Annotated in this window: 13 protein-coding genes; 5 read left to right on the plus strand and 8 right to left on the minus strand. The window is 61.3% G+C overall.

The genetic code is table 11. The features are described from left to right. The first annotated feature begins 1 nt into the window (after nucleotide 1). Nucleotides 2–1,261 carry a DUF2336 domain-containing protein gene (locus P3M64_RS08550; RefSeq protein ID WP_243644670.1) on the plus strand — a complete coding sequence of 420 codons (1,260 nt, stop codon included), beginning with the start codon at nucleotides 2–4 and terminating at the stop codon, nucleotides 1,259–1,261. 68 nt (nucleotides 1,262–1,329) lie between these two features. Here P3M64_RS08550 and argB read toward each other — a convergent pair whose 3' ends face one another. From argB to rpmH, 6 genes are all read right to left on the minus strand, one after another. Next, entirely contained in the window at nucleotides 1,330–2,247 is a 918-nt protein-coding gene (argB, locus tag P3M64_RS08555) for an acetylglutamate kinase (protein WP_132937733.1), read from the minus strand. 67 nt (nucleotides 2,248–2,314) lie between these two features. Continuing rightward, nucleotides 2,315–3,034 carry a ribosome biogenesis GTP-binding protein YihA/YsxC gene (yihA, locus tag P3M64_RS08560; protein WP_132937732.1) on the minus strand — a complete coding sequence of 240 codons (720 nt, stop codon included), beginning with the start codon at nucleotides 3,032–3,034 and terminating at the stop codon, nucleotides 2,315–2,317. 69 nt (nucleotides 3,035–3,103) lie between these two features. After that, nucleotides 3,104–4,849 carry a membrane protein insertase YidC gene (gene yidC / locus P3M64_RS08565; protein WP_132937731.1) on the minus strand — a complete coding sequence of 582 codons (1,746 nt, stop codon included), beginning with the start codon at nucleotides 4,847–4,849 and terminating at the stop codon, nucleotides 3,104–3,106. 65 nt (nucleotides 4,850–4,914) lie between these two features. Then, the gene (gene yidD, locus P3M64_RS08570) at nucleotides 4,915–5,214 is read right to left on the minus strand and encodes a membrane protein insertion efficiency factor YidD (RefSeq protein ID WP_132937730.1); all 300 of its coding nucleotides are present in this window, start codon (nucleotides 5,212–5,214) and stop codon (nucleotides 4,915–4,917) included. After that, nucleotides 5,211–5,702: a ribonuclease P protein component gene (gene rnpA, locus P3M64_RS08575; RefSeq protein WP_132937729.1), complete on the minus strand. Its 492-nt coding sequence runs from the start codon at nucleotides 5,700–5,702 to the stop codon at nucleotides 5,211–5,213. The genes yidD and rnpA overlap by 4 nt, the downstream gene beginning before the upstream one ends. Nucleotides 5,703–5,712: 10 nt before the next feature. After that, nucleotides 5,713–5,847, minus strand: coding sequence for a 50S ribosomal protein L34 (rpmH, locus tag P3M64_RS08580; RefSeq protein ID WP_132937728.1), 135 nt, complete (start codon nucleotides 5,845–5,847; stop codon nucleotides 5,713–5,715). 273 nt (nucleotides 5,848–6,120) lie between these two features. Between rpmH and P3M64_RS08585 the strand changes: the two genes are divergently transcribed. From P3M64_RS08585 to P3M64_RS08600, 4 genes are all read left to right on the plus strand, one after another. Beyond that, on the plus strand, nucleotides 6,121–6,891 hold the full coding sequence (locus P3M64_RS08585) for a TVP38/TMEM64 family protein (protein ID WP_132937727.1): 771 nt from the start codon (nucleotides 6,121–6,123) through the stop codon (nucleotides 6,889–6,891). Further along, a complete protein-coding gene (locus P3M64_RS08590) occupies nucleotides 6,888–8,318 on the plus strand; it encodes a dihydrolipoyl dehydrogenase family protein (RefSeq protein ID WP_132937726.1) in 1,431 nt (476 codons plus the stop codon). Before P3M64_RS08585 ends, P3M64_RS08590 begins: the two co-directional genes overlap by 4 nt. Before the next feature lie 9 nt (nucleotides 8,319–8,327). Then, complete coding sequence (locus P3M64_RS08595; RefSeq protein WP_132937725.1) at nucleotides 8,328–9,815, plus strand: sensor histidine kinase; 1,488 nt, start codon at nucleotides 8,328–8,330, stop codon at nucleotides 9,813–9,815. 76 nt (nucleotides 9,816–9,891) lie between these two features. Next, nucleotides 9,892–10,692, plus strand: a complete 801-nt coding sequence (locus tag P3M64_RS08600) for a methyltransferase domain-containing protein (RefSeq protein ID WP_207893081.1) — start codon at nucleotides 9,892–9,894, stop codon at nucleotides 10,690–10,692. A gap of 10 nt (nucleotides 10,693–10,702) precedes the next feature. Here the strand turns inward: P3M64_RS08600 and P3M64_RS08605 are convergent, their stop codons facing one another. Further along, on the minus strand, nucleotides 10,703–11,104 hold the full coding sequence (locus P3M64_RS08605; RefSeq protein ID WP_132937723.1) for a hypothetical protein: 402 nt from the start codon (nucleotides 11,102–11,104) through the stop codon (nucleotides 10,703–10,705). A 119-nt stretch (nucleotides 11,105–11,223) separates the two neighbouring features. Next, on the minus strand, nucleotides 11,224–13,104 hold the full coding sequence (ggt, locus tag P3M64_RS08610) for a gamma-glutamyltransferase (protein ID WP_132937722.1): 1,881 nt from the start codon (nucleotides 13,102–13,104) through the stop codon (nucleotides 11,224–11,226). Nucleotides 13,105–13,297: the final 193 nt, after the last annotated feature.

The raw sequence follows: 13,297 nt of genomic DNA on the forward strand, positions 1-13,297 counted from the left end.
CGTGATCAAGGGATTTTTGGCAAAACTGAGACGACGCAAGCCGCTGGATTATGACGAGGCGAAGGGTCTGGCCCGCCACAAAGACGTGGAAATTCGCCGCAAGCTCGCAGCGCGCGGCGACATCAAGCCGGAAATTCTATATTATCTGGCGGAAGATCCCGAACCCGCCGTACGTCGCGCCATCGCCGAAAACGCCGCCGCGCCGCGTCAGGCCGATCTTTTGCTGACCCGTGACGACAACGAGGATGTCCGTTCGCAACTGGCGAATAAAATTTCTTCCTTGGTCCCCGGCCTCAGCAATGACGATCTCGATAAAGTTCGCCACGTCACCTTCGAAGTCCTGGAAATCTTGGCGCGCGATCAGGCGGTGCGGGTACGCCAAATTCTCGCCGAAACCCTAAAAGATGTCGCCAACGCCCCTTCCGAAGTGATCCTTCGCTTGGCGCGCGATGTTGAAATTGTCGTTTCCGGGCCAATTCTCGAATATTCTCCGGTTCTATCCGACGCCGATCTCCTCGAAATCATCGCCAGCGATCCGGTTCAGGGCGCGCTCAACGCGGTGTCAAAACGGCGGTTGATCAGCGAAGCCGTATCCGACGCTATCGCCGAAAGCGACGACGTCGGCGCGATTCGCGATCTCCTCGCCAACCCCAGCGCGCAAATCCGCGAACAGACCCTCGATAGCATTTTGGATCGCGCCGAAGAAATCGAACAATGGCATCGCCCCCTGGTCCAACGGCCTAAATTATCCCTGCGCGCGGCGATGCGCCTCGCCGAATTCGTCGCCGACAGTCTGTTGGAAACCCTGAAAACCCGCGCCGACCTCGATCCTGAAACCGCACTTGCGGTACGTGACGAGTTTCACCGCCGGATGGCCGAAAGCACGCCCTCCCAAGATGCCCCCGCCAAGGTCGATCCCCTACAACGCGCGCGTGACTTGCACCAAAACGGCGGCTTAACCAATCAGGCCATGGTTGACGCCATCCAGAGCGGCGATCACGCCTTCGTCGAAGCGATCTTGGCGGTGCGCGCGGACATCGCCCTGAAAACGGTGCAAAAAGCGCTCTCGACATCCTCGGTCAAAGGCGTGATCGCACTCAGTTGGAAAGCCGGATTTCCCATGAAAACAGCCGTCATGCTCCAACAGCGGGTGGCCAAAATTCCACCGTCCGACGTTTTGGGCATGCACAGCGCCGAGTATCCCTTTACCGAAGACGAGATGACTTGGCAGCTGGAATTCTTCCAAGATCTCGCCCCCTGACCGGGTCCCGACAAAACGCCCACCCGCTTCGATCCCCAGGACGTCAGTCCGCTTCGATCCCCAGGACGTCAGTCCGCTTCGATCATGGTCCCCGCACCGTGCTCGGTAAACAATTCGAGCAACACCGCATGGGGCACCCGCCCATCGATGATCACCGCGCCATCGACGCCGCTCGCGATGGCCTTCAGGCAGGTTTCGACCTTGGGGATCATGCCGCCGTGAATGGTGCCGTCGGCGATCATTTCGCGCGCCTGGGCGGCGCTCATGTCCTTGATCAAAACGCCATCGCGATCCAACACGCCAACGATATCGGTAAGCATGATCAGCCGGCGCGCGCCCAGCGCGCCGGCGACCGCGCCGGCGGCGGTGTCGGCGTTGATGTTCAGGGTTTCCCCCTCGGCGCCGATACCGATCGGAGCGATTACCGGCGTAATGTCCGAGGCGTTGAAGAAATTGAGGACATGCGGCGTCACCTCGGTGGGCTCGCCAACCAACCCGAGGTCGAGAATACGTTCGATATTGCTGTCGGGATCACGCAAGGTACGGCGTAGTTTTTCCGCCCGAATCAGGTTGCCGTCCTTGCCCGACAACCCGACGGCGAAGCCGCCCGCCGCATTGATCGAAGAAACAATCTGTTTGTTGATCGACCCGGACAACACCATTTCCACGACATCGACCGTTTCCTGGTCGGTAACGCGCAGGCCGTCGATAAACTCGCTTTGGATCTTCAGACGTTCGAGCATCGCGCCGATTTGCGGCCCTCCGCCGTGCACCACCACGGGATTGGAGCCGATTTGGCGCAACAGCACGATGTCGCGGGCGAACAACTGGGCCAGGTGAGCGTCACCCATGGCGTGACCGCCATACTTAATGACGAACGTCTCCCCCGCGTAACGGCGCATATAGGGCAGCGCCTCGGATAACGTGGCGGCTTGTTCGAGCCATTGCTCATGCGTTTTACTGGTGTCGTGAATACGCTTGCCCATGTCCCCTATAGCTTCCTCTCTTTTTCAGACCCATCGGAGCGATCCCCGGCGATGGCCACAAAAAACATCACGCCCTGCGGGAGGGCGCCAACGCTGCGATCTCGGCGCGAAGCCCGGCGATACCGATCCCTTTTTCGGAACTGGTCGCGACGATCCTGGGAAAAAGCGCCGGGCGCTTGGCGAGATCCTGTTCGGTGCGGGCGACCAACTGGCGCAATGCCGTCGCCTTGATTTTATCGCACTTGGTCAAAACCACCTGATAAACTTGCGCCGCCCGATCCAGCATATCGAGAATCTTCAGATCGACGTCCTTGACACCGTGGCGGGCGTCAATCAACAAAAAGGTGCGCACCAGCGGCTGACGGCCCTTCAGGTAGGCGTTTACCAGGCGGGTCCATTTTTCGACCTGATCCTTGGGCGCCCTGGCGTAGCCGTAACCCGGCAGATCGGCGATCATCAGACGTCGGTCCAAATTGAAAAAATTGATCTGCTGCGTGCGTCCCGGCGTATTGGACGTTCGCGCCAGTCCCTTACGTCCGGTAAGGGCGTTGATCAGGCTCGACTTGCCGACATTCGAGCGCCCCGCGAAAGCGATTTCGGGAAGATCGGGGTCGGGAATCTGATGCAATGACGCCATGCCGAGAACGAAGACGCACTCCCGAGCGAACAGCAAACGACCTTCCTCGACCTCCCCGGCTTCGAACGCGTGGGCCTCTCCGACTTCCGCCGTCGCCGCCGGCGCGACGACGGGCGCGGAAGCTTTTCCGCCGAGCGTATCCGCGCTCATATTTCGGCCTTCCGGATCATAGGCTCCCTCGATCTTCCTCTGGACGCCGGGCGTGGCTCGGCGTCGCGCTTACGGTTTCACTCCGGCGCGGCGCATGATGACCCATTGTTGCAAGATCGACAGCGAGTTGTTCCACGACCAATAGATCACCAGTCCGGCCGGGAAATGAGCCAACATAAACGTAAACACGACCGGCAAAAACATGAACATTTTCGCCTGAATGGGATCGGCCGGCTGCGGATTGAGGCGCTGCTGAAGCCACATGGTAATCCCCATGATCAACGGCCAAGCACCGATCAACAAGAAAGCCGGCGGGCTCCACGGGATCAGCCCAAACAGGTTGAAGACCGAGGTCGGATCGGGCGCCGAAAGGTCGTGAATCCAACCATAAAAGGGCGCGTGGCGCATTTCGATGGTGACGAACAGCACCTTGTACAGGGCGAAGAAGACCGGAATCTGAACCACCATCGGCAGACACCCCGCGGCGGGATTGGCTTTTTCTCGCTTGTACAGCGCCATCATTTCCTGATTGAGGCGACTTTTATCTTCTTTAAAGCGTTCCTGCAGCTTTTTCATTTCCGGCTGCAGCTTTTTCATCTTGCTCATCGCCCGATAGGACTTGTTGGCGAGCGGGAACAGCGCCAACTTGATCAAGACCGTCAGCGACAAAATGGCAAGGCCGAAGTTGCCCAGATGCTCGTTGAACCAGATCAGCGTATAGAAAATCGGTTTGGTGAGGAAATAGAACCAACCGAAGTCGATCGCCAGATCGAAACGGGCGATCCCGAGTTTCTCCTTATAGGCGTCGAGCAGCTTAACTTCCTTGGCGCCGGCGAAAATCCGGTCTTGGGTAGAAATCGACGCGCCGGGCGCCACCGTCATCGGCGCGCCCAGATAGTCGGTCTGATATTTATCGATGCCGCCGTCCAGGCGATGCACGAAACGGGTATCGACCTTTTCTTTTTGGTCGGGCACTAGGGCGGCGAGCCAATATTTATCCGTAAAACCGATCCAGCCGCCGGTCGTGGTCTGCTCCATCTTCGGGTCTTTTTTGAGATCCTTGTATTTGACCTCCTTCAAGGTGCCGTCGAAGACTCCCAGGGGGCCTTCGTGAAGGATAAAGTAACCGGTGGTCTTGGGCGTGCCCCAACGCGAAATCAGGCCATAGGAATTGAGCGTGACGGGTGCGTTTGAGGTGTTTTGGACCTTCTGGCTGATCGTGAACATATAGTTCTCGTCCAGCGCGATGGTCCGCGAAAAGGTCAATCCCTGCCCGTTGTTCCAGGTCAGCGTGACCGGTGTTTGCGGCGTCAAGGTGGTGCGATCGGCGGTCCACAGGGTATCGGAGGTCGGCACTTTGACGCCGTTTCCGGTCCACCCGAATTCGGCGAAATAGGCGCCCTTACGCCCGCGCGGCGACAGCAACATGATTTCCGGCGTCTTGGGGCTGAGGCCTTGGTGATAATCGGCCAACGTCAGATCGTCCAGACGCGCGCCGCGCAGGGCGATCGACCCGTGCAACCGCGGCGAACTGATGGTGATCCGCGGGCTTTTGCTCAGCACCTCGGCCAACGATGCGCTGGTTTGCGTTCCCGGGGCTTCGGGCTGGGCGCCGGGAAGGTGAGCATCGCCGGGACGGGGAATCGCCGCGGGCGACGAGGAAGACGGCGATGAAGGAGGCGTGGTCTGTTGCGCGGTATTCGCCGCTTGACGTTGGGCCTCTATCGCCCGCTTGGGCTGAACGAAGAAATAATCGTACCCGAGCAGAATGCCGAGAGAGAGAACGATCGCCAAGATGACGTTGCGATTTTCCATGGGTATTTAGACCGTTTCGCCTGGAAGGTTGCGTTACAAAGAAGACCGGATCAAAAAGAACCGGATCAAGAGGGACCGGGGCCGCGTCGTACCGGCGGCGTATGTGGGTGCGCGCCGTCGGCTTCGTGCCCATGCCGACAGGGGGCGTCGGGCACGGGGTCATACCCCTCTCCCCCCCAAGGATGGCAGCGCACGATACGTTTTAACGTCAACCACCCTCCCTTTGCCAGCCCAAACCGACCGATCGCCTCCAGAGAATAGGACGAGCACGTCGGATAGTAACGGCAACTGCCGGGCAACACGGGGGAAATCAAAAGCTGATAGCCCCTGATCAAACCACGCGCAAACATCCGTCCTATGGTCATACCGCGTCGCGTTCCTTTCCGCCGTGCCCCTCGCCCTTTACATGAATTTTTTGGGACGGTTCGTTGGAATTTTTATTTTCAGCGTCTCGAATGTCGGGCCTTGAGCTGCTCGCATCCTGATTTTCGCACCAAGCGTCGAGTTTTTTAAGCGCCGTCTCCATATCTTTTAGCAAGGCCGCGAAGGACCTTTTTAGCGCATTTTTGCGTCCGATAACGACAAAATCACGCCCCGGCGCGCCATGGACGCCGATCACCGTCTGCGCCGCCACCCGAAGACGCCGACGCACGCGATTGCGTTCGACGGCGTTGCCGACTTTTTTGCTCACGGTAAAGCCAACACGCAACACCGCGCCGCCGGTGGCGGCGCGTTCGCTGCGTCCGTATCGCCTGACTTGAAGAACGAGCCCACTGGCCACCCACTTCTGGTGCGTCTTGGCGACCCGAAGAAATTCCGAACGCCGCTTGAGACGCGCCAAGGGGCTCGCCATGGCGCTTCGGCTACGCGGAAAGGCGCTTGCGACCCTTGGCGCGGCGTGCGGTCAACACACGGCGACCGCCAACGGTGGCAGTACGCGAACGGAAGCCATGACGGCGTTTGCGGACGAGGTTGCTGGGCTGAAAAGTACGTTTCACGGGTCTTCTCCGGTATGAATCAGGTCCCGGTATATACGGCTTGGAGACGATGAAGTCAACCACACCGCCAACCGGAACCAAACTTCCGCCACGCGCCACGCGCTTCCTCACATCCGCCTCACGAGATGGTGACTGGCGCATCTTGCACGCGGGCGGCATATTTGACCCACCAATCCCCGTCGTGAAGGCCTCCTGCGGGACCTTTTCAAACGGGCGCCCCGACCGACAGGTCCCCGAAAACCCTCCGGTCACGCCGAGAGTACGGATTTTTTCATGGATGAAGGCACGCCAAAAAATTCCCTGGAAAGCCCCGCGAATCCGATGCGGTTCGCGCCGTTAGGGGTGCTCGTCCTCGGCTTCGTCGGTTTTTTCGCCCTCGATCTCCAATCCTACCTGAATTTTGAGACCCTGACCCAACACCGCGATGTGTTGATGGGCTGGACACGCGCCAACCCCACCCTCACCGCCGCACTGTTTTGCGCCGTTTATATTTTAGTTGTCGTCCTGTCGGTGCCCGGCGCGCTTTGGGTGACACTGGCCGGCGGATTTTTGTTCGGCGCCGTCCAGGGCTCAATCTTAATCCTTTTTTCGGCGACCGTGGGCGCGACGGCGGTCTTTCTCGCCGCGCGCACCGCGCTCGCCGACTTTTTCGAGGCGCGCGCGGGGTCGGTCTTGCGCCGAATGGAAGACGGTTTTCGTGAGAACGCCTTCAATTATCTTCTTGTTCTGCGCTTGGCCCCGCTGTTTCCATTTTGGCTGGTCAATTTGGTCCCCGCCCTGTTGGGCGTGCGCCTTTCGACCTACGTCATCGCCAGCGCCCTGGGCATGATTCCGGGGATTGTCGTTTACGCCAGCGTCGGCGCCGGCCTTGGGGATTTGATCGCGGCGGGGAAAACGCCCGACATGTCGGCCATTTTCGCCCCCGGCGTGCTGTGGCCGCTGCTTGGCCTATCGGCGCTGTCGTTGATTCCGGTTGTTTACAAGAAATTCGCTCCTAAAAGCGCCCGATCCACCGCCCAAAACGGAAAGGCGCCCCACCCATGAGCGCCCCGATCGCGGCCGACATTTGCGTCATCGGGGCGGGCGCGGGCGGGCTGTCCGTCGCCGCCGGCGCGGCCCGGATGGGCGCCAAGACCGTCCTTATCGAAAAAGCCGCCATGGGCGGAGATTGCCTGAATAGCGGATGCGTGCCGTCGAAAGCCCTGCTGGCGGCGGGCAAGGCCGCCGAGGCCGTGCGCCGTGCGCACCGTTTCGGCGTCGAAGCCCGTCTGACGGCAATCGACGGACGGGCGACCTTCGCCCGCGTCGAGGCCGTCATCCAGGCCATCGCACCCCACGATTCGACCCCACGATTCGAAGGCCTGGGCGTGCGCGTGATCGCCGGGACGGCCACTTTCACCGACCGGCGCACGGTACGCGTGGGCGAGCGTGACGTGCGGGCGCGGCGCTTCGTCATCGCCACCGGGTCGCACCCCTTCGTACCCCCGATCCCGGGCCTGGACGAGACGCCCTTCCTCACCAACGAGACCGTGTTCAAACAACAGGCGATCCCCGAACGCCTGATCGTGATCGGCGGCGGGCCGATCGGCGTCGAGATGGCGCAAGCCCATCGCCGCCTGGGGGCGCGGGTGACGATCCTCGAAATGGCCGGGATCATGGCCGGGGACGACCCCGAATTGGTCCAGGTCGTGCGCGCCCGGCTAAACGACGAGGGAATCGACGTCCACGAAAACACCGCAATCGACAAGGTCGAGGGCGCACCGGGCGCCGTCCGCGTCTTCATTCGCACGCCGTCGGGAGCAAAAACCGCGATCGCGGGATCGCATTTGCTGATCGCGGCGGGCCGACGCCCTAATATCGCCGACCTAGGACTGGAAACCGCCGGCGTCGCCCATGACGATCGCGCCATCGCCGTCGATCGTAGGCTGCGCACCACCAACGGCAAAATCTTCGCCATCGGCGACGTCATCGGGCGCGCCCAATTCACCCACGCCGCCGGGTATCATGCCGGCGTCGTCATTCGCAACGCCCTATTGCGTCTACCCGCCAAGGCGGACGGCGTGATTCCCCGAGTGACCTACAGCGATCCCGAATTGGCCCAGGTCGGATTGAACGAGGCCGCCGCCCGCGCCCGTTTCGGCGCGGGCGGCGTGCGCGTTCTGTCGTCGCCGTTCACCGACAACGACCGCGCCCGCTGCGAGGATGAAACCGACGGCCTAATCAAGGTGATTTGCACCCACCGGGGACGCGTTCTCGGCGCGGGTATTGTCGGGCCGCATGCCGGTGAATTGATCCTACCCTGGGTTTTGGTCCTTTCCCGGGGGCTTAAAATCGACGCCATGGCCGCGATCGTCGCACCGTACCCCACGCTTAGCGAAATCGGTAAGCGGGCCGCCGGATCCTTTTTCACGCCGCGGCTTTTTTCCCCGTTCATGCGAAAACTGGTCCGGTTTCTCGCACTTTTCGGTTAATCTTGCGCGATGGACAGTCTCAGCGGGCGCACCGACGCAAAATCGGAGGACCAGGACGTATCCGGGCTTGGCCTGTCGGCCCGGCTCTTGGTGCTAACCGCGGCATTCGTGATGTTCGCCGAAATCATGATTTACGTGCCGTCGATCTCACGTTTTCGCAAGGTATACCTGGAAGAGCGCCTCGCCCAGGCGCAATTGGCGATGCTCGCCCTGGAGGCCACTCCCGACAACATGCTGAGCAAGGACCTGGAGACGCGCCTGCTCCGCTATACCGGCGCCTACGGCATCGTTGTTCATTATCCCCATCGCCGCTCGCTGATGCTTTCGGAATCCATGCCGCCCAAGGTTGACGCCGAATTCGACATCGCCAACATGATGTTCACGACATGGATCATGGACGCCTTCGAAGCCCTGATCCAACACGGCAATCGAGTCATCAGGGTCAAGGGGACGACCCAGCGCACGCCCGACGTCAATGTCGAGGTGGTCATCGACGAAGCCCCTCTGCGCGCCCAGATGCTGGATTATTCAAACCGCATTCTCCAGCTTTCCGTGGTCATCTCGTTGATTACCGGGGGGTTGGTCTATTTTTCCCTGCAATGGCTGATGGTTCGCCCATTTCGCGAACTGATCCGGGCGATGGTGCGTTTTCGACGCAATCCGCTGGACGAAAGCACGGCGATCGCACCCAGCGGGCGACGCGACGAAATCGGTCGTGCCGAGAGCGAGTTGGCGCAAATGCAAGAGAGGGTGCGCGGCGCGCTGAAACAACAAACCCGCCTCGCCACACTGGGCGGGGCGATGGCCAAGATCAATCACGACCTGCGCAATTCCCTGGCGACGGCGGTGCTGGTTTCCGACCGTTTGGCGGATATCGACGACCCCGAGGTGCAAAAGGTCACTCCCCGGCTGTACACGGCGATCGACCGTGCGGTCAACCTGTGTAGCCAGACTCTTAATTACGTCGGCGACGGCAGGGCGCCACTGCGCCCCGAGCCGTTTCACGTCCGTGAGTTGGTCGCCGAAGTGTGCGCGGCGCTAAAGGAACGTTTCGGCGAGCCCCGGTCGTTTATCTTCGAAAACCGGGTGCCTTTCGCGATCGTCCTGACGGCGGATCGCGAGCATCTTTTTCGCGCCATTCTTAATATCGCCATGAACGCCTTGCAGGCGGGCGCAAAAACCCTGCGTATCGAAGCCCGCCCCGACGATGGCCCATTTTATCTCGACATCACCGACGACGGCTCCGGATTGCCCCCTCGGGCGCAAAAAAAACTCTTTCAGCCTTTCGTCGGATCCGCCCGCGACGGCGGCACCGGGCTGGGTCTGGTCATCGCCCGCGACATCATGCACGCCCATGGCGGCGACGTCATCTTGCGTACAACCGGCGAAACGGGAACGGTTTTCCGTCTTACCTTCGCCGTGCACGCCACGGTCGCGAGGACCAAGGAAGACGAGGATCCCGAAACACCGGGCCGCGCCACGAGGTTATCTTTTTGATAGGGTTTGATTTGCCTCAACAAAACAACCCGCCTGTCGGCGGACCCTTTTGTCTCGGTCAAACCCCTAGGAAACGATGATGAGCGACTGGAACCCCAAGGCCTATCTGGCCTATGCCGAACCCCGCCTGCGCCCGGCGCAAGACCTGCTGGTGCGTATCCCCCTGAATCACCCCGGGAAAATCGTCGATTTAGGTTGCGGGCCGGGGACCGTGACCCGCCTGCTCGCCGCACGCTGGCCCGACGCCGAGATCCTCGGCGTCGATAGCGCCCCCGAGATGCTCGCCCGCGCCCGCGAGGAAAACACCCTCCGGCGGGAAGAAATATTCCGAAAAATCACCTTCACCCAGGGCGATATCGCCGATTGGGCCCCGGACGGTGCGCCGGATCTGATTTTTTCCAACGCCGCACTGCATTGGCTGGACGATCATCCCCTGCTATTTCCCCGCCTGTTCGCCATGCTTGCCCCGGGGGGCGTTTTGGCGGTCCAAATGCCCCGCAACTTCTCGGCCCCGTCGCATATGGAAATGACCGCCGCCGCGCGCGGCGGGCCTTGGGCGCAAACATTGGAACCGCTGTTGCGCCCCGTCCCGGTCGCCCCACCCGAGGTGTACTGGGATATTTTGTCCGCCGTGTGCGCACGCCTGGATATTTGGGAAACGACGTATCTCCAGGTGCTGGACGGCGATGACGCGGTGTTCAAGTGGATATCCTCGACCGCGCTGGCTCCCTTGAGGAATGCCCTGCCCGAACCCTGGCGCGCGGAATTTTTGGATGCGGTCCGCACCCGCCTCGCGCGCGCCTATCCCCGGCGCGCCGACGGCAAAACCCTTTTTCCCTTCACCCGCCAGTTCATCATCGCCCACAACGCCGCCTAAAAGACCCGGATCAATTGCGACGAAAGCGGTCGGGGTCGAACGGGGTGACGTTATCGCCCTGACTATCGGGATTCTCCAGGAGACCCGAAGGCGCATCCGGTTGCGCCCAGGCGCCCATCTTCGGCAACAGAAGACGCGCGTCCTGCCAGGCGTCGATACTGTTGGCGCCGGCGTTAACGATATAAAAATCGTCGTCGATGCCGCTGCCCGGCCACCCTGGGGCGACCGGTCCGGGATCGTTCGCCAAAGCATAGCGCACTTCGCGCAGGGGCGCGGCGGTGCGCACCCACCATGATTCCGTATTCAGGCGCACCGTTGGGCCAAATGTCGCTAAAACGCTTTCGACATGATCCGCCCTCGCCTCGGGGTTTTCCAGGCAGCACAGAATAATCAAATTTTTATCTTTATTCATATCGGCCCCATTTACTCGATGTTGGGTATGCGCCGGGAACACGCCGTTCCTAAGAGATATATTGGAACCGCCCCGCAGGCTTCAAGACCACGATTGGGATTCATTTTCGACGCGGATGATTACTCTCCGAGCGCCACCCCCTCGCGCCGCGGATCGGCGCCGCCACTTAAGCCATCCGCGCCCTGTGCAATGGCGTGCAGCCCACTGGTCATGGTCTTAACCACCACCTTATGGCCGAGCGCCTCCAACGGCGTCTTGAGGGCGGTAAGCGGCGTGGCGGCCTCAAGCTCGATCGGACCGTTGCGATCGACGAGGTGAGGCAGGCTGACCGCTTGCTGAACGTTCATTCCCCAATCGAGGTAAGCGATCAGCGCCTCGCTGACGTACCCAATGATTCGTGAGCCGCCGGGCGAACCCAACGCCATCACCAGGCGGCCCGCCGCGTCGAACACCAGCGTCGGGGCCATCGACGAGCGCGGACGTTTACGCGGTTTAACCTGATTGGCGACCGGTACGCCGTCGATGACGGGACGGAAGGAAAAATCCGTCAATTGATTGTTGAGCAAAAAGCCACGCACCATCAGCCGCGAACCGAAGGCGTTTTCGATGCTTGAGGTCATCGACACCGCATTGCCCGCGCCGTCGATCACGCTAAGGTGGGTGGTCGAGGCCCCCGGGGCATTTCCCGACGGCGACAAGTTAAGCGCGGTAGACATCGCGGGCATGCCGGGCGCGACCGGCGTCACACTCGCCCGCGGGCCGATTTCATCCGCCCGCGCCTTGAGATAAGCCGGATCGAGCAAGCCTTCCTGAGGCACCGGAACAAATTTCGGATCGGCGATGTAGATATTGCGATCGGCGAAGGCGCGCGCCGAAGCCTCGGCGATCCAATGCGCCGCCTTGACCGTCACGCCCCCTTCCTTGGCGAGATCGAAATGCGACAGAATTCCAAGAATTTCCGCCGTCGTGATCCCCCCGGAGGAGGGCGGCCCCATACCGCACACGAGCCACTTGCGGTAGGGCGCGCACACCGGAGCGCGCTTGATCGCCCGGTAGGCCACCATGTCCGAACTGCCGAGACGTCCCGGATTGCGCGAGGCGGTGCGCACGGCATGAACGATATCGCCGCCGATCCGCCCAAGATAAAACGCATCCGCCCCCTTGTTCGCGATCTCGCTTAGGGTGTCGGCCAGTTCGGGGTTGGTGAACGTGGCCCCAACGGCCAACGGCGCGCCGCCGGCGTCGTAAAATAACTTCGCCGCCGGGGCGAACGTCTTCAGATACTTGTCGCGCGCGATCAGTTCATGCAGACGCGGCGAAACTGGAAATCCCTTGCGGGCGAGGTCGATGGCGGGTTGAAACAAGGACTTCCAAGGAAGTTTGCCATGCTCGCGATAGGCCATCTCGAGCATCCGCAAAACCCCGGGCACACCCACCGATAGGCCGCCGACGGCGGCGTCGTAGAATTTACGCGGTGCGCCGTGGGCGTCCAGGAACATGTCGGGCGTCGCCGCCTTGGGGGCCGTTTCACGCCCGTCATAAGCCGCGATATCGCCATCGGCGGCGTTGAAGTGCAGCATGAACGCGCCGCCGCCAATCCCCGAAGATTGTGGTTCAACCACGTTAAGCACCATCTGCGCGGCGATCGCGGCGTCAACCGCGGAGCCACCCCGCGCCAAGATATCGCGCCCGGCCTTGGCGGCATAGGGGTTGGCCGCGACGATCATGAATTTTTTGGCGTGAACCGGCGCCGACGTGACGAGGGGCTTGGACGACGACGCCTCGGGCGCGGCGCGCGCGGCTTCGTTTGTTGACGCCGCCTGGGATTTTTCGGATGGCGCGGGTTTTGTGGCTAAGGACGTGGAACGCGTCGCCGCTTGCGGCGCGCAGGCCGCCAGCGCCAACAGCGCCAGCGCGATTCCCCCCTTGCATGCCCGCGATAAGATCGTCGTCGGCAACCGCCGGGGGCGCGCCCTCTCTTCGCCGCTGCGCTGAACCATGATGAACGCTCTCCTTACCAAAGACCCGAGACATGCTACATCTTTGCGCGGAACGAAAAAAGGGGCGCGCACTTTTTGGGCGCAAGCCCAAAGATGCCGTCGCCCCATGGTGATGCAACCGGCCAATTTTCATGACGAAATGATCTCAAAACAGTGATTTCGCGGTTGCAATACGCGGACGCCCAACTAGAGT

The organism is Varunaivibrio sulfuroxidans (assembly GCF_029318635.1).
GTDB classification, from domain to species: domain Bacteria; phylum Pseudomonadota; class Alphaproteobacteria; order Rhodospirillales; family Magnetovibrionaceae; genus Varunaivibrio; species Varunaivibrio sulfuroxidans.